The sequence below is a fragment of the Pseudomonas weihenstephanensis genome, assembly GCF_001043055.1.
GTDB lineage: Bacteria > Pseudomonadota > Gammaproteobacteria > Pseudomonadales > Pseudomonadaceae > Aquipseudomonas > Aquipseudomonas weihenstephanensis.
In genome coordinates, this window is record NZ_JYLF01000003.1 from 449,376 (window position 1) to 471,007 (window position 21,632).

A 21,632-nucleotide genomic window follows, 5' to 3' on the forward strand; every position below is an offset into this window, starting at 1 on the left:
CAGCGACCCCGCCATCAGGGTGACGGCGGGGTCGCGCCCCGGTTCTCGTCAGCGCGTATTAAGGGGCGCTTAAGTCTTTTGCGGTTTTTTGTTGTCGCTGCGGATTTGCGCGTGGCTGATCAGGGCGAAGATAAAACTGCCGCCAATGATGTTGCCCGCCAGGGTCGGGCCGGCAAACACCAGCCAGAAGTCTTTCCATGGCAACTCTCCCGCAAACACCAAATACGAGACCTCTGCGGTGCCGACCACAATGTGCGTGAAGTCGCCCAGCGCCATCAGGTAGGTGATGAGGATGATGATCCACATCTTGGCGCTCTCCATTGAAGGGATCATCCACACCATCGTCGCGATCATCCAGCCCGAAATAATGCCTTTGGCAAACATTTGCGACGTGTCGTTTTCCATGACTTTGCGGCCGATTTCAAGAAACGCCTTGTCGGTCTGGGTGTCAAAAATCGGCAAGTGCAACATGACGTAGGCCACCAGTAGCGTACCGAGCAGATTACCGACCAGTACCACGCCCCATAACCTGAATAAACGCCCGAAATTGCTCAACGTCGGTTTGCTCATGATGGGCAACACGGCCGTCAGGGTGTTTTCGGTGAACAACTGCTGACGCGCCAGAATCACCGCTAAAAAGCCTGCACAGTAGCCAAAGCTGGCAATCACTTTAAACGCTTCGCCGCTGGGCAGACGCGAATTGAGCAAGCCCATCGCCATCAGCGAAAGGCCCATCGTCAGCCCGGCGGCCAGTGCCGACCAGAACAGTGCAGCGACGCTGCGTTCCAGCTCCTGATCGCCCTGTAAACGAATAATCTCGTGCAGCACGGCAGCGCGTGGTGGCTGGTTTTTGGTGGCGTCGTGCTTTTCTTCAGCCGACAGGTTGGGAGTTTTACCGCCGTGTTGAGTGGCCATGATGGGTACCTGGATCCGAGGTGGGCTGTGTAGGTACGACACACAGGGCTCAGGGGTGTTCAATGGCCGGTGGGTCAGGTCTGCATGCGCCAGGCCTTGGCCAGACCAACGGTGGTGGCCCCCTGCGGATGCTTCCAGGGCTTGTTACGTGCAACATACTTATTAACGATGTCGTCCAGCGCCTGGTTAACCTCAGTGGAGGTGGTTGCTTGTTTGAGGGTTTGCTCGACCCGCCGCAACAGGTTCAGGTTGGCCTCAGGCTGGCCAGGCAGAAACAATGCCGGGTAGATCACTTCTCGCGTGAAGTTCTCGGCGATCACCGCCACATCACGTTTCTTGGCTTCGGCGTAGGCGCTGGTCAGGACTTTCGACAGGTTGGCGGGTTTGCTCAAGTCGCTTTGCAGTAATTGCTGGAAGTTGCATTTTTCGGCCACATTGAGCTGTTTGCCTAGCCATTCGACTTGTTCCGGGCGACGGGCCAGCGCGTCGAGGTTGCGTAATGCCGCACCCAGTTTTTGCGTTAACTTCAGCGTGGGTGCCGTGTTTGCTTCGTTGATCGCAGCGTCAAGCGATGCTAGTGCGCTAGGTGCCTGCTGACGAAATTGCAAAATATCAGCGTATCCGCCCAGCTTCTTCAGGGCGGGCGCAACGCAGCTGAGCATCTCATCGTCCATCGCCAAAACGGCATCCGGCATCGAAGCAAAGTGATGCTGCTCGCGCACGGCTGCGCGCTTGTCCAAATGATCAATGACGGCTTGGCGGGAGAGCGCTTGCAGGTGATGTTTAACGCCCAGGTTCATGGTGAAGTTGACGGTTCCGTTGAACTTGCCGCGAAAATCGCCCAGGGCGGTGTTTAAAGGCAGCGTGACACGCTGTTCGGAAAACGACTCGCTTCGGTTTTTCGCAAAGTTTTTTGCACCGTTAGGGGGCAGTCCTGTGAGTTGGTTGATGGCATGGCTGATAAAACTCCCCTTGGGGTTTTCGGCTTTCGACGCTCCAGGCTCAAAGCGTACGATCAGTTTTTCAGCCGCGCTGAGCGGACTACTGTGGGAGGGAGGGTCGTAGACATCAATGTCAGGTGTATTGAGTAGCAAGCCGCCGTCCTGAAACGCGGTTTTTTGTCCGTCTTGTTGAAACGCCAGGTGTTGTTCTGAAGGCTGCTTGAACAGAATCGGCAGCGCTCCGGAAATGTGCGCTGCGCGGGCAATGTCCATGTCCGGAGTCAAGCTGGCATTGAACAGGACTAATTGCTGACGCCCCCCGAAAATGCCCACACCCGTGATATTGAGTTGTTTGATCTCAGGAATGTGCCGGCTCAGCACGTCAAGGTCGGCGAAGGTGGTAGGCCCTCCGGCGTGCAATTTGTCAGCAATGGCCATGATGGGCGCGGTGCGTGTCTCACGTGTCATGTTTGCAATATGGGCAAGAATGACTTTGCGCGACTCAGTGCGTATCAGTTCTTCAAGGGGTTCGGCTTTGGATTGGAGGCGCGGCAGCACGGTCAGCAACATTTGCGCAAAGGTGCCCGTTTTCCCCGGTAGATGGCTGACCCTTTCTCCCAGCGCGGTGCTGGCATTTTGCAGGCTTGCCAAGGTGCTGCTCGTGCTGTTTAACAGCTGCGGGAAGTTGATGGTATTGGACAGTGTGTTGAACGCTTTGGCGCCCACCCCGCTGGCCAGCAGTGCGGCTGAAATCCCGCCCGCTGATGAGCCGCAAATGGTTACAACATCTTTGAGCAGATTTTTGTCCTCAAGCGCCTGTATGACGCCAGGAAAGGCGATGCCTTTGGCGCCGCCGCCGCTGAGGATGAGTTGGGTCACCGGCGGGGGCGACAGCATCACATCAACGCTGCCATTACTGTTGAGTTGAAGGGTGATTCTGCGTTTGCCTGCATTCTCGGTTAATAGCGTTTGAGCAGCCTGCGCATCGCTTCGTACGCTTGGCGCATGGCCTGTGATTTGTGATGTCGGGGGATATAGAAGGGGCGAGATGGTTTTTTTCATACTGCTCGGGCTCTCTCACTGTTAAGCGCTTTATTGGCGAAAGAGCAAGGTAGAAAAAACCGGGTAGTTTGTCTGTGCGCTGAACGATAAGGCCACACTAAAAGGGTGCCCGCTCAGTGAGCCTCAGAAAGGCTCACGATGGCGCTAGAAAGACGGTGTACTCACCTCTCTGTCAATTTCCTACAAGCCTCTAGGCTCCAGTGAAAAAGAATCCCGCCACTTGCGTTGAACGGGCCTATGCCGACGGTTTATGTTTCGCCGTTTGCATCGTCCTGAAACTGGTCTTTGACGTATTTGATTTCTGTGCGTCCGTGCGGAGCAGGCAGGCCGTCCTCACCCAAGTTAACAAACACCATTTTGTCGACGGTGAGGATGCTCTTGCGGGTGATCTTGTTGCGCACTTCACAGGTGAGGGTGATCGAGGTACGGCCGAATTCGGTGGCGGTGATGCCCAACTCGATGATGTCGCCCTGACGTGAGGCGCTGACAAAGTTGATTTCCGAGATGTATTTGGTCACCACGCGCTGGTTGCCCAACTGAACAATGGCGTAGATGGCGGCTTCTTCGTCGATCCAGCGCAGCAAGCTGCCACCGAACAGCGTGCCATTGGGGTTGAGGTCTTCGGGTTTTACCCATTTGCGGGTGTGAAAGTTCATGTTCGCTCCTGACCGTCTGCCGTTAGATGCGGGCCATCATGTCAGACCCTGGCGCTGCGCTCTATTAAGCTTCGACTATGGTCTCGATTAAGCAAATGGAAAAAGGCGTGGATAAAGCCTTGGGAACATCTGCCTTGATGGCTATAATCACCTCCGCTTCAAAACGGTCATTTTCATCCAGTACCGTTCCCGCCACCTGTCCGAGGGGCGCTGCAGCAGGTAAAACCTGTCAGGCTCGGATGGGGCGTTGTTTGTTCAGGGTTCCCTGGGCAGGCACTAAACGCACAACGGCGCCCATTCGCGATCAAACGAATGGAGGCTCTAAATGAGCGCTGTAAACACGCCTGCTGGTTTTACCGACTACAAAGTCGCTGACATGTCCCTCGCCCAGTGGGGCCGTCGTGAAACCTTTATCGCCGAATCCGAAATGCCGGCTCTGATGGGCCTGCGCCGCCGCTATGCAGCAGAACAACCGCTCAAGGGCGCGAAGATTCTGGGTTGCATCCACATGACTATCCAGACTGCCGTACTGATCGAAACCCTGGTTGCATTGGGCGCCGAAGTGCGTTGGTCGTCGTGCAACATCTTCTCGACTCAGGATCAGGCCGCTGCCGCTATCGCTGCTGCCGGCATCCCGGTGTTCGCCTGGAAAGGTGAGACCGAGCAAGAGTACGAGTGGTGCCTTGAGCAAACCATCCTCAAAGATGGCCAGCCTTGGGATGCCAACATGATCCTGGACGACGGCGGCGACCTGACTGAGCTGCTGCACAAAAAATACCCGGACATGCTGAAAAAGATCCACGGCGTGACAGAAGAAACCACCACTGGCGTACACCGTCTGCTGGACATGCTGGCCAAAGGCGAGCTGATGATCCCGGCGATCAACGTGAACGACTCGGTGACCAAAAGCAAAAACGACAACAAGTACGGCTGCCGTCACAGCCTGAACGATGCAATCAAGCGTGGCACCGACCACCTGCTGTCCGGCAAGCAAGCGCTGGTCATCGGCTACGGTGACGTGGGCAAGGGCTCGGCTCAGTCCCTGCGTCAGGAAGGCATGATCGTTAAAGTGTCCGAAGTTGACCCGATCTGCGCCATGCAAGCGTGCATGGACGGCTACGAAGTGGTTTCGCCGTTCATCAACGGCCAGAACGACGGCACTGCCGCCAGCATCGACGCTGCACTGCTGGGCAAGATCGACCTGATCGTGACCACCACCGGTAACGTCAACGTGTGTGACAAAAACATGCTGGCTGCGCTGAAAAAACGCGCTGTGGTGTGCAACATCGGTCACTTCGACAATGAAATCGACACCGCTTTCATGCGCAAAAATTGGGCATGGGAAGAAGTTAAGCCACAGGTGCACAAAGTTCACCGTACCGGCCCTAACGATTTCGATCCGCAGAACGATGACTACCTGATCCTGCTGGCCGAAGGCCGTCTGGTTAACCTGGGCAACGCCACAGGTCACCCAAGCCGCATCATGGACGGCTCGTTCGCCAACCAGGTACTGGCGCAGATCTTCCTGTTCGCACAGAAGTACGCTGACCTGCCGGCCGAGCTGCAAGCCGAGCGTCTGACCGTCGAAGTGCTGCCCAAGAAGCTCGACGAAGAAGTCGCACTGGAAATGGTGCGTGGTTTTGGTGGCGTGGTGACGCAACTGACTAAACAACAGGCTGACTACATCGGCGTTACCGTCGAAGGCCCGTTCAAGCCAGACGCTTACCGTTACTGATTAGAAAAAGGCGGTCAGGCTTGTACTGACCGCCTTTTTTTTATGTGTGAGTTCAGCGTCAGGGGTTGTCATCAACCGCCTGCGCGTATGCAAGGGTATTCCCATGTCTCAAGACCGTCGTTTCAGCTTCGAGTTCTTCCCGACCAAGACCGATGCTGGACATGAAAAACTGATGAACACGGCTCGCCAACTGGCGACCTACAACCCGGATTTTTTCTCCTGCACCTACGGTGCCGGTGGCTCTACCCGTGACCGCACGATCAACACCGTGCTGCAACTGGAGAGCGAAGTAAACGTACCTGCGGCCCCGCATTTGTCCTGCGTTGGCGACAGCAAGGACGATTTGCGCAGCCTGTTGGCACAGTACAAGGCCGCAGGCATCAAGCGTATTGTTGCGCTGCGTGGCGACCTGCCTTCGGGTATGGGCATGGCCAGCGGTGAGCTACGTTATGCCAACGACCTGGTGAGCTTCATTCGTGAAGAGAGCGGCAGCCACTTCCACATTGAAGTCGCCGCGTACCCGGAAATGCACCCCCAAGCGCGTAATTTCGAAGACGATATCACCAACTTCGTGCGTAAGGCCCATGCCGGTGCTGACAGCGCGATCACCCAATACTTCTTCAACGCTGACAGCTATTTCCGTTTTGTTGAGCGCGTTCAAGAGGCGGGCGTCACGATTCCGATCGTGCCGGGCATCATGCCGATCACCAACTACAGCAAACTTGCGCGTTTCTCTGACGCCTGTGGCGCTGAAATCCCACGCTGGATTCGCAAGCAGCTCGAAGCCTATGGCGATGACGTGCAGAGCATTCAGGCGTTTGGCGAAGAGGTCATCAGTGACATGTGCGCACGCCTGCTCGACGGTGGCGCACCGGGGCTGCACTTCTACACCTTGAACCAGTCCGAGCCGAGCCTGGCGATCTGGAACAACCTGAAGCTTTCGCGCTAATCCGTACCCTGTAGTCGCTGTCGAAGGTTGCGAAGGGTTGTGAAACAACCCGTTTGTCTGAGGACCCTTCGAGCCTTATCGCAGGCAGCGCTCCGGGGTTATTTTGCGCAACAAGCCGTTGAGCAGCATGAAATCGGCGCGCCGTGAATGCTCTGTTATACTGCGGGCTTTCCGCCAGGCTTACGCCCGGCCGCTCGTCCTTGTACAAGGCATTCAACCCCGCTACTGCGCAGCACTTGCCAGCGCGAGCGGTGCGAATGGACCTTCAGGACCGAAGCAGGACCGGACGGGATTGCGTCTCCTATAAACGCCATTCACGCCAGGCAAGACTATCCCTTTGGGCCAAGCCCTAACTAGAACAGGATTACTCATGTCCTTTGCTTCCCTCGGTCTCTCCGAGGCTTTAGTCCGCGCCATTGAAGCAGCGGGCTATACCGAGCCTACTCCGGTGCAACAGCGGGCCATTCCCGCCGTGTTGCAAGGTCGCGATTTGATGGTTGCGGCTCAGACAGGTACTGGTAAAACCGGCGGTTTCGCTCTTCCGATCCTGGAAAAGTTGTTCCCCAACGGTCACCCAGACAAATCCCAGCGTCACGGCCCGCGTCAACCGCGCGTACTGGTCCTGACCCCGACTCGCGAACTCGCCGCCCAGGTGCACGAGAGCTTCAAGCTCTATGCCCGCGACTTGAAGTTCGTCAGTGCTTGCGTGTTTGGGGGTGTCGGTACCAACCCTCAGGTTCAGGCGCTGGCCCGTGGTGTTGACGTGCTGGTGGCATGCCCGGGTCGTTTGCTCGACCTGGCCGGCCAAGGCAGCGTTGACCTGTCCCACGTTGAAATCCTGGTGCTCGACGAAGCAGACCGGATGCTCGACATGGGCTTTGTCCATGACGTGAAAAAAGTCCTCGCCCGTCTGCCGTCCAAGCGTCAAAACCTGCTGTTTTCGGCGACGTTCTCCAAGGACATCACCGACCTGGCCGGCAAGTTGTTGCGCAACCCTGAGCGCATCGAAGTCACGCCGCCCAACACCACGGTCGAGCGTATTGAGCAACGCGTATTCCGCCTGCCTGCCAGTCATAAGCGTGCCTTGCTGGCGCATTTGATCACGGCCGGTGCATGGGAGCAGGTACTGGTATTTACCCGTACCAAGCACGGCGCCAACCGTTTGGCCGAATACCTGGACAAGCACGGCCTCAGCGCTGTGGCCATCCACGGTAACAAGAGCCAAAACGCGCGCACCAAAGCGCTGGCTGATTTCAAAGCCGGCAGTGTGCGCATTCTGGTAGCGACCGACATCGCCGCGCGTGGTCTGGACATCGACCAACTGCCGCACGTCGTCAACTTCGAGTTGCCTAACGTCGATGAAGATTACGTTCACCGTATTGGCCGTACAGGCCGTGCCGGTCGTTCGGGCGAAGCAATCTCGCTGGTTGCCCCGGATGAAGAAAAGCTGCTGAAAAGCATCGAGCGCATGACCAAGCAGAAAATCGCCGATGGCGACCTGATGGGTTTTGACTCCAGCACCATCGAAGCTGAAAAGCCTGAAGTGCGTGAGCGTCCGGATGTGCGTAACCCGCGCAACCCACCACGCGGCCCACGCGGTGACGGTCCTAATGGCGGCGGCGGTGGTCGTAAGGACAAAGGTAAGGACAAGGGTAAAGAAAAGCCTGCCGCCGCACGCGGTGAGCGTCCGGCCCGTGAGCAAAAGCCACGTGAAGGCACGTCCGCCCGTGAGCCACGTCAGCAGTCAGCACCATCGGCACCGCGTCAGGACGCTAACCGTGCCCCGGACGAGTTCCGTGATGACGATGTGGATAACTTTGGTAACCGCGCTGATTACGTCAGCCCCTACCAGAACAAAAACAACCAGAGCCGTGGTCGCCGCCCAGGCGCTCCGGCGCAGGGTACAGGGGCTGCTCCCGCTGCGCGTAACGGCGCTCGTCCAAGTGGCCCGCGCACAGGCAGTGGCGCAACCACTGGCACACCGCCAGCCAAGCGCAATGGCCCACGCAGCGGCGCACCGCGAGATGGTCAGGCCCGCCGCGAGAATCGCCCGGTCCGTGACGATGCCCGTCAAGAACCCGCCGTTAAAGGTCCTCGTGAGAGCCAGCCAAAGATCATGCACAAAGAGTCGAAAAGCGACCGCTTCCCGACGCCTGAGCAGCTTGATCAACTGCCTAACCGCCCTCGCGGTGAAAAACCAGCGTTGCTGACCCGCAACCGCTGAGTGAACGGCTTATAAAAAACGCCCTCGATCGCACGATCGGGGGCGTTTTTGTTTGGGCATAAAAAAGCCCCGACTCTCACGAGTCAGGGCGTTTTTCATCTGTACGAAAGCGCTATTACTTGTCTTTCACACCTTCCAGCGAAATATCCAGGGTCAGCGTCTGGTCGGTACCTGGGGACTTGATGCCGAAGTCGTTCAGGTTGACAGACGTGGTCGCGTTGAAGCCTGCGCGTTCGCCACCCCATGGATCTTTGCCTTCGCCGTTGAACGTCGCTTTGAACGTGACTGGCTTAGTCACGCCGTGCAAGGTCAGGTCGCCTGTCACGTCAGCTGTTTTCTCGCCAGTCGGCACCACTTTGGTCGACTTGAAGGTGGCTTGCGGGTACTTGCTCACATCCAGGAAATCTTTGCTGGCGATGTGCTTGTCACGTTCAGCGTGGTTCGAGAACAGGCTGGCAGTTTTCAGGGTGACGTCGATTTTGCTGTCAGCAGGTTTGGCAGCGTCCCACGAGAATGTGCCGCTCCAGTCCTTGAACGTACCGTGAATGAAGCTGAAGCCCAGGTGGCTGACTTTCCAGTCGATAAAGGCGTGTTGGCCTTCTTTGTCGATGGTGTAGTCAGCAGCCATGACCTGGCCGGCCGACAGCAGTGCAGTACCCAGTGCCAAAGCGGCGAGTGTTTTTTTCAACATGCGTTCTATTCCTTTTGAGTTGAGGTTGAACATCAGGCTTTACGCCCCAGCATACGAGTCAGGGTCGCATCACGATCAATAAAGTGGTGCTTGAGTGCGACTAGACCATGCAAACCGGCGAAAACCACCACGGTCCAGGCCAGGTACAAGTGCACGACACCTGCCACATCCGCCTGGTCGGGCAGACTGGAAACCAGTGCAGGCACTTCAAACAGCCCGAAAACCGGGATACCCACGCCTTCAGCGGTGGAAATAAGGTAGCCGGCAATCATTACCGCGAACAAACTTAGATACAAAAAACCGTGGCCGAGCGTGGCACCGATGCGGGTAGCACGGCTGTAACTGGCCAAAGCGGGCGGTGCCGGGCTGAACCAGCGCCACACCACACGTATGACCATCACCGCCAGTAGCGTGAGACCAATGCTTTTATGCAGGTCAGGTGCTTCCTTACGCCAAGGACTGTAGTAGTCGAGACCGACCATCCACAAGCCCAGCGCGAATAATCCAAATACCGCCAACGCAACAGACCAATGCAAGAAAACGCTGACAGCGCCATAGCGAGAAGAAGAATTACGTAGCTGCATTGCCGACATCCTGTAGGAACTTGGGCCTAAGACTAATGGTTTACCTATCGAATGAAAGCGCATTTTTTCGCTGTAAGGTATCGATAAATACGATCTGTAACCTTACCCAAAGAGGTTAAGGGAATATTAAACCGGAGGTAACCGAGGTGGAGCTGCCCATTCGGGAGGTGTCAGAGCAATGCAGTCAGGCCCCCTGTGCGTCAGCTCGCGATAAACAATCAGCAATGATGTGGCTTGTACGTGACACCTTGCCCGTGCACTCCCGCAGGCATGGGTTTGGGTTGGGCGTATCCTTTTATGTCCAAAAGCCAGTTACACACTAGCGCTTGATATGAACCCGTATGACCGACAGATTTCGCCTCGAAAACGCCAGCCGTTTTAATCGCTTTGGCTGAACTAAAAGGTCTTTTTATGTCGGTTGTTTTGAAACGTGATAACCCGTCTGTTGGCGTAAAAAACCGACCGTCGAGCAGCGCGCTGGCGATGACTAAACGCCTGCTGGAATTTGATGAGTATGTGCAGGGTTTAACGTCGTCCGGCGCGTGGGTGGATAAACGATCAGCCCCCTCGATAACGCCGCCCCCTCGTTTTGCGCAACGCCACTTCAACTTTCTGGACGCCGTGGCGGATACGCAGGATGTCGCACTTTCAGCACCTGACTTGTTGAAAGAAGTGGCGCGTTTTTTTAACGGTGCTATCCGCCCACACTCTAAATATGCCCTGTTCAATATCATTGCAGAGCCGGATGTTGACGCCACGGCGGCGGCGAATTTAGCCACGGCTTACAACATCAACTGTTTGATGGAAGGGTTCGCAGGCGAGAGCTTGTTGGTCGAGCAACAGGTGGCGCGCAGCGTGGGTAAATGGGTGGGCTGGGACAGTGCAATGGGGATCGCATGCAGCGGTGGAAAAATAACCCTCATGTACGCTATCCGCACGGCCCTGAGTCGAATAACGCCGCACTCTCTGATTAACGGCCTGCCAGGCGACACGGTCATTTTGTGCAGTGAAGGCGGGCATTACTGCGTAGAACATATTGCCAGCCAATTAGGTTTGGGCTCTGCCAACTGCTGGCGTGTATCGACTAATGCACAGGGGCAGATGTGTCCACAGGCATTGTTACAAGCGCTGAGCAAAGCGCATGGGCAGGGTAAAAAAGTAGCCGCGGTCATTTGCTGCGGCGGTACAACGATCAATTTCAACTGTGATGACACGCGTGAGGTCAAGGCAACGGTGGACCATTTTGTTGCCATGCAAGGCTTGAGCTACCGACCGTATCTGCACCTGGACAGCGTCATTGGCTGGGTCTACTTCACCTTGTTGAAGGGAGGTCTGGAGCGGCTGGCGGCCACGTGCGCTATTAGTGCACCAGCGATGCATCGTCTCAGGACCCTCTGTGAACGTTTTGCAGGTATTGAACACTTTGATTCCTTCGGTGTTGATTTTCATAAGACGGGTATGTGCCCCTATAACAACAGTTACTTCATCAGCCAAGACCGTCGTTTTATGGATGAGTTGGGTGATGGTCACTATACGTTCAGTGACAAGGACTTCGACAAAGGACAGTTTCGAGCGTATCGCTATACGTTTGAAAATTCCCGATCTGCGGGTGCGATTCTTGCCAGTTGGGTGGTATTAAAAAAATATGGTCGGTTAGGTGTGTCGGGGTATGCATTGCAGCTGCAACACGCGCGCGATGCGCTGACTGAGGCCATTAAAAGGCAGGGGCTGTTTACTCAGGTCAATGACCTGACGTTGGGGCATGAAGTAGTTTTTTTGATTCCTTTCTCGCCAGACTTACTGCGCGACAGTGACAGCCATGAGTCTGTGGCCAAACAGTTCATGCAGCATTGCTGGGACATCACCAATGCCGGTGAGATGTTTCCGTTGTTCAGCATCGTGCCTCACTACAGAATCAATAATGATCCGGCTCGCATCACGACCGCCTTTCTGCTGACGCCTTGCAACACCGAGATGACCCCCGACGATTGGGACTGGGTGTTGGCGCAAATTGCACAGCAAAAAGAGGTGTTCGAAACAGCGTATCGCCAACGCCTGGTGGGTGAGTCGATGTGTGATTTTGAAAAGCCCATCAGATGACTCACTCCCAACGCCCTCCCGCCGAGGGCTTTGCCCTGCTCAAAACCATGACTGAGCAGTATCGACAGCGTCAGTTAAGCAGTGGCGGGGCTTTACCTGAGTTGATAGACCTGTCTGTGGGTAACCCCGATGTGCTGCCTGCCGGGTATTGGCAAGAGCGCTTGATTCATCACATAAAAGACCCGCAACTGCATGGTTACGCTGAGTTCAGGCCGGATATCAATCAAGCATTGCGTCAACAAGTGATTGCTTACCATCAGCGCCGATTTGAAGGTGCAAGCGCTGTGCCGCTGGATGTCGGGCATCACGTACTGGATCTGCTGGGCAGCAAAGAGGGAATCTTTTACGCCCTGTTCGCCTTCTTAAAACCCGGTGACACGGTATTGCTGCCTGCGCCTTCATACAGCGTTTATCACGCCTGTGCAGAGCAGGTCGGTGCGCGTGTGGCGTACTTTCCGTGCGACGAACACGGCCAGCCGGATGTCTGTCTGATTACGCCGCAGCAACTGACGCGTGCACGGTTAGTGGTGCTGTGTTCGCCCAATAATCCGACCGGAACAATACTCACGCAACAAACTCTGCAACGCACCGTGGTATTTGCCCGGCAGCACTCGCTTCGCGTGATTTTGGACAGGGCCTATGCGGAGTTGCAGGTTGCCCCGGATGAGGGAATGTTGCGTGGCGGCGGTTTACACCTGGAGGGTGCCATGGCCTGCATGATTGAACTTCACAGCATGAGCAAGTCATGCGGGCTTGCGGGTTGGCGTATGGGGTTTGCACTGGGGGCGCCGTCAATGATTGAGGCAATGAAGCGTCTTAAATTCAATAGCGACTTTGGGATGTTTTTGCCTTTTCAGCGCGTGGCCACCGAAATACTGACTCAGCTCGAATCTGTGTCAGGCCCTATCCGCGAACGTTATGTACACCGGATCACCCTTGCCGTTGAAGCGTTTAACGCCTTGGGCTGGAAGGTTGAAGCCCCTGAGGGCGGGTTCTTTCTGTGGGCTCAGTTGCCTGGGCATGTGCTGTGCGCGTGTGATGTGGTGTTTACTCAATCACTTCTCGACGAAACAGGGCTGCTCGTCACGCCGGGGAGTGCCTTCGGCCCTGCTGGCAAAGGCTATGTGCGCATTGCCTTGGTGCACAACGATGGCGTGCTGGTCTGTGTGTTTGAGCGTTTACGCACCTGGTTTCTCAATACGCAATAGCGCAGCCAGGGTTTGCCTTCGAGTGGTTGAGGCACGCAGCGAGTGCGCAATGGCTTGTGACACGCTCGCGCATTGCATAGGCTTGCGCGATTGTTTGCCCGCACACGCCGGGAGCCAGCGCCAGGAGAGTGGAAATGGGCTTGAATAATCAGTGGATGCAGCGCGACTTAGCCGTTTTGTGGCACCCCTGCACCCAAATGAAAGATCACGAGCAATTGCCGCTTATCCCGATCAAGCGCGGTGAAGGCGTGTGGTTGGAAGACTTCGAGGGCAAGCGTTACCTGGATGCCGTGAGTTCCTGGTGGGTCAACGTGTTTGGCCATGCCAACCCGCGCATCAACCAGCGCATCAAAGATCAGGTCGATCAACTGGAGCACGTGATTCTGGCGGGCTTCAGTCATCAACCGGTGATCGAGTTGTCCGAGCGCCTGGTCAAGATGACCCCCGAAGGTCTGACCCGTTGCTTTTACGCCGACAACGGTTCGTCGTGCATTGAAGTTGCACTGAAGATGAGCTTTCACTATTGGCTCAACCGTGGCCAGCCAAACAAAAAGCGTTTCGTCACGCTGACCAATAGCTATCACGGCGAGACGATGGCAGCGATGTCGGTGGGTGATGTGCCTTTGTTCACCGAAACCTACAAGGCGCTGCTGCTCGACACCATCAAGGTGCCCAGCCCCGATTGCTACTTGCGCCCTGAAGGCATGGGCTGGGAAGAGCATTCGCGCAATATGTTCATGGCGATGGAACAGACCCTGGCCGACCACCACGACACGGTGGCCGCGGTGATTGTCGAGCCACTGATACAAGGCGCGGGCGGCATGCGCATGTATCACCCGGTGTACCTCAAGCTGCTGCGCGAAGCCTGCGACCGGTATGGCGTACACCTGATCCATGACGAAATCGCCGTGGGCTTCGGCCGCACCGGCACCATGTTCGCCTGTGAGCAGGCCGGTATCACCCCGGACTTCCTGTGCCTGTCCAAAGCGTTGACCGGCGGTTATTTACCGCTGGCCGCGTGTGTGACCACTGATGAGGTGTACAGCGCGTTCTACGACGACTACCCGACCTTGCGCGCCTTCCTCCATTCCCACAGCTACACCGGCAACCCGCTGGCGTGTGCGGCGGCGCTGGCGACCCTGGACATCTTCGAACAAGACAACGTCATTGAGAACAACCAGGCCCTCGCGCAGCGCATGGCCAGCTCGACCGCGCATCTGGTGGATCACCCGCATGTGTCAGAAGTGCGCCAGACCGGGATGGTGCTGGCCATTGAAATGGTGCAGGACAAAGCCACTAAAACGGCGTATCCGTGGCAAGAGCGCCGTGGGCTTAAGGTTTTTCAGCATGCACTGGAGCGCGGCGCGCTGTTGCGTCCCTTGGGCAGCGTGGTGTATTTCTTGCCGCCCTACGTGATCACGCCAGAGCAGATCGACTTTTTGGCTGAGGTGGCCACTGAAGGCATCGACATTGCGACCCGCAGCGACATCCGCGTGGCGGTCCCGTCGAACTTTCACCCGGATTTTCGTGATCCGGGCTAACGCCTATTTTGCGTAGGGGCGAGTTCGCCCCTACAAAGCGCATTTTTTCCAGAGTATTGACATGAGATTGTCCCGTTTCTTCATTGATGCGCCCTTGAGCCTCGGTGAGCATGAGTTGCCTGAAGCACAGGCGCATTACATTGGCCGCGTACTGCGCATGGCTGAAGGTGACGCCTTGCAAGTGTTCGATGGCTCGGGCCACGAATTTTTGGGGCGTTTGCTGGAGGTCGGCAAAAAGCGCGTGCGCGTGCTGTTGGACGAAACCTTGGCCGGGCAGATCGAATCCCCGCTGGTCATCCACCTCGGCCAGGGTTTGTCCCGGGGTGAACGTATGGACTGGGCGATTCAGAAGGCCACCGAGCTTGGGGTCAATGAAATCACGCCGATCATGAGCGAACGTTGCGAAGTGCGGCTCAAGGACGAACGTGCCGACAAGCGCCTGGCGCATTGGCGACAAGTGGCGATCAGCGCTTGCGAGCAATGTGGCCGTTCGCGAGTGCCGGTGATTCATCCGCCGGTAGTGCTCAACGACTGGATCAAAACCACCGAGGCGGATCTCAAGCTGGTGCTGCATCCGGTGGCCGAGCCATGGGCCAGTCACGCCAAACCTTCACGGCTGGCGTTCCTGATCGGCCCTGAGGGCGGTTTGACCGACCCCGAAATCGAGCAGGCCCAAGCCGCCGGTTATCAACCGGCACGTCTCGGGCCTCGGGTGCTGCGCACAGAAACCGCCCCCGTCGTCGCGCTGGCCGTGGCGCAACAGCTGTGGGGCGATTTCTAAGCGCGGGTGCTTACATCGACACGAAAAAGAAGCTGACAATCAGCCCCATGCCGATGAACCACACCAGTGAACGCAACAGAGCCCAGTCGGCCAGGTAGCAAATGATGTAAAGCAGGCGGCTGGTGATAAACAGCACTGCCAGCACATCAATGGTGACGGGCTGGGCGTTGCCAACGATGTCGGCAATGATCACCGCTGCGGCAAACGCCGGTGTCACTTCGAAGCTGTTGAGTTGCGCGCTGTGGGCGCGTTTGGCAAAACCGTCGAGGGTGGCCAGAAACGCCCGCGGATCATGGTTTTGCCGAGGCCCGAATCGACCGCCACTGAACTTGGCAACCGCGGTACACACGTACGGCAGACACAAGGCAATCAGCACACACCAGAAGGCAACCGTCATTGGAACTTCCTTTTTTTAGGGGATGACGGCTGTTTATACGTCAAACAGCCGTCTGCGCGGGTACTGTTTGTGCGGTCAAACGAACAAACGTGCGCCTGACACCGGCTGTGGTCGATCCACCACGGCTTCAAGCAGCGGGCTGAAGTGCGCGTGGCCCTGACACAGCTTGGCGTACCACTGGTTCAAGGTTGGCACGTCCACCGCCCCTTCCTGCACCTCCACCCACAGCACCAGGTCCCCTGCGCTGTCGGCCGCCAGATGCACCGGTGCCAAGGCAGAAAACGGGCCATTGGCTTGCAGCAGTTGTAACTGCACCCCTAAAAGCATCGGGCTGGGGACGCTGCCCAGACGCATCGCCATCAACCAGCCGCCCTGGATCTTTTCCAGCACCAACTCCGGGTCATCGGCCACTTGCAGGCGGCAGGTCTCGGCGTCGTGAGCGGGCAGGCAGATGCCCCATTGGTCCAACCATTTCTGTAGGCTCATGTGTGCTTACCCCGCCATCCGCCAGGCCTTGGCCATGTCAATCGTGGTGGAACTGATGGGCTTGTTCCACGGTTTATTGCGCGCGCCATAGTTCTCAATAATGTCGTCAAGCGCCTTGTTCACCTGCGCAGGCGTCGTGGCACGGGCCAGACTGTGTTCGGCGCGACGCAACAGGGCGACGTTGGCGTCAGGCTGACCGGCACGGTACAGCGACGGGAAGATGACTTCCTTGCGGATGTTGTCGGCCACCACGGCGACGGTACGCAGTTGCATCTCAGCGACCGCGGCTTTGAGCACCGGCGACTCAATGGCCTGACCACGCACAGCACTGAGCAATTGCTGGTGATCGGCGTTATCGGCGTGATTGAGTTCCTTGGCCAGCCACTCCTTGCGTTCGGGCGTGGAGGCCAATGCGTCCAGTTGGGTGAACGCGCCGCGCATGACGTCGTTGAGCTTCAGACCGGCCGGTGTCTCGTTTTGCGCCACAATCGCCACGGTCAATTGGCTGAACGCATCGCGTGCCTGCTGGCGGAACTGCAACACTTCACCGGCGCTGGCCGGGTCTTGTGCACTCAAGCTGGTGAGCATCTCGTCATCCAGTGCCATCAGCGCCTCTTCCATCGAGGCAAAGGTGTATTGCTCACGAGACTGGCTGCGGTTTTCAAGGTGGCCGCTGACGGCCTGATCGAGGCGTTCTTGCAGATGGTTCTTGATGTCGTCCGGCATGCTGAAATTCAGCGTGCCGCCAAACGTGGTACTGAAATCGCCCTTCTCGGTTTTCAGCGGCACGGTCACGGTTTGGTCGTCATGCCCGCTCAGCGCTTCGTTTTGCAGGATCACCCGCGCGGCCACAGGCGCGCCCACTAACCAGTCAGTGAAGGCGCCGCCGATACGGCCGCCACGGTCAGGCGCCACGCCTTCTTCCTCCTCGAACTTGAGGATCAGATTGTCCGACTGGCGCAGCGGGCTGGTGTTGAACGACATGTCGACCATCTGCGGCACGGGCACGTTGAGCATCACACCGCCGTCCTTGAATTGAGTGTGCTCGCCTTCGGCCTGAAACGGCTGTGCCTGCTCATCCACCGGTTTGAACACGACCGGGAACGAACCCGAAATATGCGCCGCCCGGGCAATGCTCATGTCCGGCGTGAGGCTGGCGTTAAACATCACCATCTGCGGGCGACCTTCGAACATCGCGGTGCCGGTGATGTTCAGCTCCTTGATCTGCGGGATGTGCCTGCTCAGCAGCGCCAGATCCCCGAACGTGACAACCCCGCCTTGTTCCAGCTTGCTGGCGATGGCGGCAATCGCGGGTTGATTGGCCAACTGCGGGTGAGCGTTGATCTGCCCCAGCACGGCTTTGGACGATTCGTCGCGCAGCACTTTTTCCAGCGGTATGGCTTCGGACTGAACTCGCGGCAACACGTTGAGAATCAACTGCGTGAAGCTGCCGACTTTGGGTAAATACTTTTGCGCCAGATTGCCGATCTCGGTGCAAATGCGCTGGAACAACTTGTGTTTTTTGTGGGTGCTGTCGAGCAAGCCGATCAGGTCCATGCCATCGGACAGGGTTTTGAATTCGGACGCGCCCATGCCCGATGCCAGCAGTGCAGCGGTGATGCCGCCAGCGGAAGACCCCGACATGCTGCGGATACCGTCCAGTGCGCCGTTGTCTTCCAGAGCCTTGATCGCCCCAGGGTAAGCGGCACCTTTGGCACCACCACCGCTCAACACCAGGCTGGTCAAAGGCGGGCGGCTGAGTTCCAGTTGCGCCACGCCGTTGTCGAAACGGCGCAAGGTCAGCTGGCGCTGGCCCGCCTGCTCGGCCACGGTGTGTGCGGCCCCTTGCGGCTGTGGCGTCACCAGCTTGATACGGCCCACGTCGGGCAGTTGATCTTTGATCACAATCGCCGAGGCGCTTTTCAGCGCGCTGCTCAGGCTTTGGCCGATCGGGTCTGTGGATAACTTGGCTTTCGGGGTTTGCGCGGCAGGCGGCGGGGTATCGGCGATAGCCGGATTGAGACCGGCGGGCGGGGTGGACTGAATTTTCATATGCGCTCCTTAGAGAACCTGAGGTCCTTGATGGCGCAAAGCTTAAGTGAATCGTTTCAACGGCTTTTTTAGTATCAGGCGCATTTTTGTCACTTTGCGAATTGCCCAGGGTTGGCGTAGCAGTTGCCGACGGCGACGTCCGATTGCGCAGCAAACGTAAACCCAATGACAGCAGTGTCTGTGAGGCACCGTTTTGAAGGGTTTTACGAACGCTACGCGCCCTGACCGAAGTATTTATGCGCTCAAAGGGGCTTTTTCAGGGCCAGGCCCAGTGCTGCCAATTGCCCGTCGACACTGGCATCGATGATGCCGATTTCAGTTTCCAGAATGCAGCCGCCCTGGTCCAGGCGTGCATCAGCCACCACTTCGACGTACCCCACTTCGGGGAAGTCCTTGAGCACTTGCGACACTTGCTCGCGCATTGCCACGACTTGCTCAGGCTGAACGTGCAGGATTACGTGCTTTTGATTGCTCACCAGCGACAACGCTTCGCGGGTCACGCTCAGCGCCAGTTCAGTGTTGTCGTATTGCTTGAGGATTTTACGCACCGCTTGCAGCACCACCTCGCTCATCTGCTGCTCAACCTGGCGGTAATACTGGTTGCATTGCACCAGGGTTTCCTGGATCAACGTGGCTTGCTGGATGCGCGCTTCTTCGACGCCCGCCTGCCAGCCGAGTGCCTTCTGCTGTTCGTAGACATCATGCGCGCCTTGCTCGATGGCTTGCGCGCGCTCGCGTGCCAGCTCCACCAGTTGGTTGGCTGTCAGGTAGCCCTGATAGTCCGTGCTGCGCAGCACCACTTGATCGGGGGCGAGGAGTACCTGATCACTTTTTATTTCAATAAATGGCAACATTCGGGACTCACCTGTCGGGCAACTTTGAGGCATAGCGCCCGTGCCAATGCGGGGTTTTCAGCCGGTAATGCGGCTGAGCGAGAAGGTGGGCCGGGCGGCAAGCGCAGGCGTAAGCGGCGGGCAAATCCGCCGTCCGCTTCACCGGCGGCGCTCAACCAAAACTCCAGGCCGCTGGTTTGCAGGTACACGCTCAAATCGCCGTCGGGCAAGGCGCTTTGCCACCCCGCAGGCCACAGGCCGATGATCATGTCCACCTGTTGCAGGCAGTAGCGATGCCCGGCGTCGCCCAGCGCGGCCTGCACGCGTTGTGATTCACGCGCCGTCAGTGCATGACGCAATGCATGCCCATGCAGCAAGCCCCCCAGGCACCGCAGGGTGTGTTGCAACGCAGCGTGTCCAAACAACGCCAGCCCGCCGAGCTGGGGGGGCAGTGGGTAGTCAATGGTCAATGCCAGCTCATCGAGCAGCCAGGCATTGATCGCACTGCGTTGACGCCAGTCGGGCAGGGCGTCGCACACGGCGAGCAAGGCGTGCGGCAGGTGCGCGTCGTCAATGTAGCGCGCCGGGCAAAACCTGAGCTGGTAAGGGGTCAAACTGCGGGTCATGCCTTGGTCCGGTGCCACATAAACTGCGCGGCATTGCTCACCAGCAGCAACGTGATGAGCACGCCAAACAAACCGATTAAACGTCCGCGCGAATCTTCTGTGACCTGAATCGAGAAGAAGGTTTCATAGTGCGGCGCCAAGGGCACCTGACGCACATCGGCCGAGGGCACCAGCACCACGCTGATGCGGTCGTAATTCAAACCCTCAATGCCGTTGTTGACCAGTTGTTTGATCTGCGGGATGTAGGCATCGAGCTGGATATCCGCCGCATGTTTGATAAACACCGAGGCTGATGCGGGGGAGGATTTTTTGCCCAGCCCGTCGCGTTCTTCAGGCAGTACCACATGCACCCGCGCCACCAGCACACCGTCGATTTCAGACAGGGTGCGGGAAATTTCCTGAGCCTTGGCGTAGTTCAGCCGTGCCCGCTCTTCAACGGGGGACGAGATCAATCCGTCCTTGGGGAACACATCTTTGAGCGTTGAAAAGCTCTCGCGCGGGTAACCTTTGCGCTTAAGGGCGTCCACCGCCTGGGCGATGTCCGACTCTTCCACCAACAACTTGATTTTGCCTTCCTTGTCCGGCTGTTTATCGGCCGAAATACCTTCGGATCGCAGCAAGGCGAGCATCTCGTTACCTTCCTTCTGGCTGACCCCGGCGTACAGCTCGATCTTGCATCCGGCAAGCGCCAACAAGGCCGCCAGCAGCAGGGTACGGTGCAGGTATTTCACCTTCGTTTTAACGCCGCGCATCATTGGGTCTTCATCAAGGTTTCGACGTTTTGGCTCATGCGGCCGACGGTCTTGGCGATCAGTTCTTCCTGCATGCTGATGCGCATCAGCGACCACTGCATTTGCATCAGGCTGTTGGGGTCGTCACCGGGGGTCGATAACTGCACTTTCAGCTCGTTTTTGGCTTGGGTGAAGTTCTCTTTGATCTGCCCGATTTCGCTCAAGAAGCTACCGCCCAAACTGCTGGAACCGTTGCCCATTGCGTGATCGAAATCGGCCACGTGCTGTGCGCTGGCATCGCTCGGCTTGAGTTCTTCAAGGCTGGTGACCACCGATTGACTGATCTGGCTGATGTCCATTACGACTCCAGGTCGGGTTTGTGGGTATGGCGCATCAGGTGGTCGATCATCCCGGCCAGGGGGATCAGGTGCCTGAGTTCCGTGTTGATCACGCGGCTTGCGTCGGTGGTGTCCGGCAAGGGTTTTATCTCGCCCAGCACGCGCAGCAGCGCGTCTTGCTGCTGCTTGGCAAAAGGCGCGTCTTGCTTGATCAGGTGTTTGAGCGCAAGGCGTGCCTGTTCATCGTTGCCCGCGTTGGCTTGCAGGGTTTTGAGCGCCTGCAAGGTGACGGCGCTCACCGGTTTGGTTGCCTCGACAGGCGTTTGCATCGCCTGTTCAAAGGCGTGGGTGTCGGCCGGTCTGGCGGGCGCGGTGGGGTTCAGCGTGCCTGGCACCCGCTCACGGTTGAACGCCAGCGGGTCCACAGGGTTCATGGCCCCTCCGGGTGGCGCATGCCTTCGGCAAACTGCACCAGTCGCGGGTCGTCGCTCTGCGCCAACTGTGCCAAACGCCGGTCCAGCGCCGCGCCCATCCCCAGCCGCCACTCGCACAAGGCCAGCCAGGGCGTCAGCGACGGCCACTCTTTGCCTTGTGCTGCAATCAGCGCCTGTTGGTAGTCGCCGCGATTCATCAGGCTGGAGAGACGAATCAGGCACGCGGCTTCGTCCTGGTGTTCAACCTGCTCCAGCCAGTCGGCGATTTGTTCGGCGTAGGCGTGACAATGATGCCCCGTGCCAGCCAGCGCCACTTCGGCCAAAAGCCCTTTCAATGAACTCTCCATG

21 protein-coding genes and 1 riboswitch are annotated in these 21,632 nt (G+C 57.6%); of the genes, 7 read left to right on the plus strand and 14 right to left on the minus strand.

What is annotated here, in order from left to right:
• Positions 1–69 precede the first annotated feature (69 nt).
• From TU86_RS09655 to TU86_RS09665, 3 genes are all read right to left on the minus strand, one after another.
• Complete coding sequence (locus tag TU86_RS09655; RefSeq protein WP_048364068.1) at positions 70–915, minus strand: formate/nitrite transporter family protein; 846 nt, start codon at positions 913–915, stop codon at positions 70–72.
• Between the two features lie 74 nt (positions 916–989).
• Positions 990–2,918, minus strand: coding sequence for a patatin-like phospholipase family protein (locus TU86_RS09660; RefSeq protein WP_048364069.1), 1,929 nt, complete (start codon positions 2,916–2,918; stop codon positions 990–992).
• A 248-nt stretch (positions 2,919–3,166) separates the two neighbouring features.
• Entirely contained in the window at positions 3,167–3,574 is a 408-nt protein-coding gene (locus TU86_RS09665) for an acyl-CoA thioesterase (protein ID WP_048364070.1), read from the minus strand.
• Between the two features lie 196 nt (positions 3,575–3,770).
• Positions 3,771–3,877, plus strand: a riboswitch (S-adenosyl-L-homocysteine riboswitch).
• Between the two features lie 22 nt (positions 3,878–3,899).
• Here TU86_RS09665 and ahcY point away from each other — a divergent pair.
• The 3 genes from ahcY (at position 3,900) to TU86_RS09680 (ending at position 8,482) form a co-directional block, all read left to right on the plus strand.
• Positions 3,900–5,309, plus strand: a complete 1,410-nt coding sequence (gene ahcY / locus TU86_RS09670; RefSeq protein WP_048364071.1) for an adenosylhomocysteinase — start codon at positions 3,900–3,902, stop codon at positions 5,307–5,309.
• 103 nt (positions 5,310–5,412) lie between these two features.
• On the plus strand, positions 5,413–6,258 hold the full coding sequence (gene metF / locus TU86_RS09675) for a methylenetetrahydrofolate reductase [NAD(P)H] (protein ID WP_048364072.1): 846 nt from the start codon (positions 5,413–5,415) through the stop codon (positions 6,256–6,258).
• Positions 6,259–6,628: 370 nt separating this feature from the next.
• Positions 6,629–8,482 carry an RNA helicase RhlE2 gene (locus TU86_RS09680; protein WP_048364073.1) on the plus strand — a complete coding sequence of 618 codons (1,854 nt, stop codon included), beginning with the start codon at positions 6,629–6,631 and terminating at the stop codon, positions 8,480–8,482.
• 115 nt (positions 8,483–8,597) lie between these two features.
• Here the strand turns inward: TU86_RS09680 and TU86_RS09685 are convergent, their stop codons facing one another.
• Positions 8,598–9,173, minus strand: coding sequence for a YceI family protein (locus TU86_RS09685; protein WP_048364074.1), 576 nt, complete (start codon positions 9,171–9,173; stop codon positions 8,598–8,600).
• Positions 9,174–9,205: 32 nt separating this feature from the next.
• Positions 9,206–9,757, minus strand: a complete 552-nt coding sequence (locus TU86_RS09690; RefSeq protein ID WP_048364075.1) for a cytochrome b — start codon at positions 9,755–9,757, stop codon at positions 9,206–9,208.
• Between the two features lie 411 nt (positions 9,758–10,168).
• Here TU86_RS09690 and TU86_RS09695 point away from each other — a divergent pair, with 411 nt between their 5' ends.
• The 4 genes from TU86_RS09695 to TU86_RS09710 all read left to right on the plus strand — a co-directional run bounded on the left by TU86_RS09695 (position 10,169) and on the right by TU86_RS09710 (position 15,387).
• Positions 10,169–11,857, plus strand: a complete 1,689-nt coding sequence (locus TU86_RS09695; RefSeq protein ID WP_053076001.1) for a pyridoxal-dependent decarboxylase — start codon at positions 10,169–10,171, stop codon at positions 11,855–11,857.
• Positions 11,854–13,065 (plus strand): pyridoxal phosphate-dependent aminotransferase, encoded by a 1,212-nt coding sequence (locus TU86_RS09700; protein ID WP_053076002.1) that lies wholly within the window; start codon positions 11,854–11,856, stop codon positions 13,063–13,065. Before TU86_RS09695 ends, TU86_RS09700 begins: the two co-directional genes overlap by 4 nt.
• Before the next feature lie 134 nt (positions 13,066–13,199).
• A complete protein-coding gene (locus TU86_RS09705; protein WP_048364076.1) occupies positions 13,200–14,606 on the plus strand; it encodes an adenosylmethionine--8-amino-7-oxononanoate transaminase in 1,407 nt (468 codons plus the stop codon).
• A gap of 61 nt (positions 14,607–14,667) precedes the next feature.
• The gene (locus tag TU86_RS09710; RefSeq protein ID WP_048364077.1) at positions 14,668–15,387 is read left to right on the plus strand and encodes a 16S rRNA (uracil(1498)-N(3))-methyltransferase; all 720 of its coding nucleotides are present in this window, start codon (positions 14,668–14,670) and stop codon (positions 15,385–15,387) included.
• Positions 15,388–15,397: 10 nt separating this feature from the next.
• On the opposite strand, the gene TU86_RS09715 is transcribed toward TU86_RS09710, so the two are convergent.
• From TU86_RS09715 to TU86_RS09755, 9 genes are all read right to left on the minus strand, one after another.
• Entirely contained in the window at positions 15,398–15,784 is a 387-nt protein-coding gene (locus tag TU86_RS09715) for an MAPEG family protein (RefSeq protein ID WP_048364078.1), read from the minus strand.
• A 75-nt stretch (positions 15,785–15,859) separates the two neighbouring features.
• Positions 15,860–16,270 (minus strand): CesT family type III secretion system chaperone, encoded by a 411-nt coding sequence (locus tag TU86_RS09720; RefSeq protein WP_048364079.1) that lies wholly within the window; start codon positions 16,268–16,270, stop codon positions 15,860–15,862.
• A gap of 6 nt (positions 16,271–16,276) precedes the next feature.
• Positions 16,277–18,322, minus strand: coding sequence for a patatin-like phospholipase family protein (locus TU86_RS09725; protein ID WP_082152875.1), 2,046 nt, complete (start codon positions 18,320–18,322; stop codon positions 16,277–16,279).
• 242 nt (positions 18,323–18,564) lie between these two features.
• Positions 18,565–19,176: an HrpE/YscL family type III secretion apparatus protein gene (locus TU86_RS09730; protein WP_048364080.1), complete on the minus strand. Its 612-nt coding sequence runs from the start codon at positions 19,174–19,176 to the stop codon at positions 18,565–18,567.
• A complete protein-coding gene (locus TU86_RS09735; RefSeq protein WP_048364081.1) occupies positions 19,155–19,781 on the minus strand; it encodes a SctK family type III secretion system sorting platform protein in 627 nt (208 codons plus the stop codon). The genes TU86_RS09730 and TU86_RS09735 overlap by 22 nt, the downstream gene beginning before the upstream one ends.
• Positions 19,778–20,533, minus strand: coding sequence for a type III secretion system inner membrane ring lipoprotein SctJ (gene sctJ / locus TU86_RS09740; RefSeq protein WP_087148778.1), 756 nt, complete (start codon positions 20,531–20,533; stop codon positions 19,778–19,780). The genes TU86_RS09735 and sctJ overlap by 4 nt, the downstream gene beginning before the upstream one ends.
• Complete coding sequence (sctI, locus tag TU86_RS09745; RefSeq protein WP_048364082.1) at positions 20,533–20,871, minus strand: type III secretion system inner rod subunit SctI; 339 nt, start codon at positions 20,869–20,871, stop codon at positions 20,533–20,535. Before sctI ends, sctJ begins: the two co-directional genes overlap by 1 nt.
• A complete protein-coding gene (locus TU86_RS22125) occupies positions 20,871–21,284 on the minus strand; it encodes a YopR/YscH family type III secretion effector (protein WP_053076003.1) in 414 nt (137 codons plus the stop codon). Before TU86_RS22125 ends, sctI begins: the two co-directional genes overlap by 1 nt.
• Positions 21,281–21,631, minus strand: coding sequence for a YscG family type III secretion system chaperone (locus TU86_RS09755; RefSeq protein ID WP_048364083.1), 351 nt, complete (start codon positions 21,629–21,631; stop codon positions 21,281–21,283). The genes TU86_RS22125 and TU86_RS09755 overlap by 4 nt, the downstream gene beginning before the upstream one ends.
• Position 21,632: the final 1 nt, after the last annotated feature.

Coding starts and splice junctions, on each gene's coding strand:
- TU86_RS09655 (WP_048364068.1), bottom strand. CDS start 915: ATGGCCACTCAACACGGCGGTAAAACTCCCAACCTGTCGGCTGAAGAA.
- TU86_RS09660 (WP_048364069.1), bottom strand. CDS start 2,918: ATGAAAAAAACCATCTCGCCCCTTCTATATCCCCCGACATCACAAATC.
- TU86_RS09665 (WP_048364070.1), bottom strand. CDS start 3,574: ATGAACTTTCACACCCGCAAATGGGTAAAACCCGAAGACCTCAACCCC.
- ahcY (WP_048364071.1), top strand. CDS start 3,900: ATGAGCGCTGTAAACACGCCTGCTGGTTTTACCGACTACAAAGTCGCT.
- metF (WP_048364072.1), top strand. CDS start 5,413: ATGTCTCAAGACCGTCGTTTCAGCTTCGAGTTCTTCCCGACCAAGACC.
- TU86_RS09680 (WP_048364073.1), top strand. CDS start 6,629: ATGTCCTTTGCTTCCCTCGGTCTCTCCGAGGCTTTAGTCCGCGCCATT.
- TU86_RS09685 (WP_048364074.1), bottom strand. CDS start 9,173: ATGTTGAAAAAAACACTCGCCGCTTTGGCACTGGGTACTGCACTGCTG.
- TU86_RS09690 (WP_048364075.1), bottom strand. CDS start 9,757: ATGCAGCTACGTAATTCTTCTTCTCGCTATGGCGCTGTCAGCGTTTTC.
- TU86_RS09695 (WP_053076001.1), top strand. CDS start 10,169: ATGTCGGTTGTTTTGAAACGTGATAACCCGTCTGTTGGCGTAAAAAAC.
- TU86_RS09700 (WP_053076002.1), top strand. CDS start 11,854: ATGACTCACTCCCAACGCCCTCCCGCCGAGGGCTTTGCCCTGCTCAAA.
- TU86_RS09705 (WP_048364076.1), top strand. CDS start 13,200: ATGGGCTTGAATAATCAGTGGATGCAGCGCGACTTAGCCGTTTTGTGG.
- TU86_RS09710 (WP_048364077.1), top strand. CDS start 14,668: ATGAGATTGTCCCGTTTCTTCATTGATGCGCCCTTGAGCCTCGGTGAG.
- TU86_RS09715 (WP_048364078.1), bottom strand. CDS start 15,784: ATGACGGTTGCCTTCTGGTGTGTGCTGATTGCCTTGTGTCTGCCGTAC.
- TU86_RS09720 (WP_048364079.1), bottom strand. CDS start 16,270: ATGAGCCTACAGAAATGGTTGGACCAATGGGGCATCTGCCTGCCCGCT.
- TU86_RS09725 (WP_082152875.1), bottom strand. CDS start 18,322: ATGAAAATTCAGTCCACCCCGCCCGCCGGTCTCAATCCGGCTATCGCC.
- TU86_RS09730 (WP_048364080.1), bottom strand. CDS start 19,176: ATGTTGCCATTTATTGAAATAAAAAGTGATCAGGTACTCCTCGCCCCC.
- TU86_RS09735 (WP_048364081.1), bottom strand. CDS start 19,781: ATGACCCGCAGTTTGACCCCTTACCAGCTCAGGTTTTGCCCGGCGCGC.
- sctJ (WP_087148778.1), bottom strand. CDS start 20,533: ATGCGCGGCGTTAAAACGAAGGTGAAATACCTGCACCGTACCCTGCTG.
- sctI (WP_048364082.1), bottom strand. CDS start 20,871: ATGGACATCAGCCAGATCAGTCAATCGGTGGTCACCAGCCTTGAAGAA.
- TU86_RS22125 (WP_053076003.1), bottom strand. CDS start 21,284: ATGAACCCTGTGGACCCGCTGGCGTTCAACCGTGAGCGGGTGCCAGGC.
- TU86_RS09755 (WP_048364083.1), bottom strand. CDS start 21,631: ATGGAGAGTTCATTGAAAGGGCTTTTGGCCGAAGTGGCGCTGGCTGGC.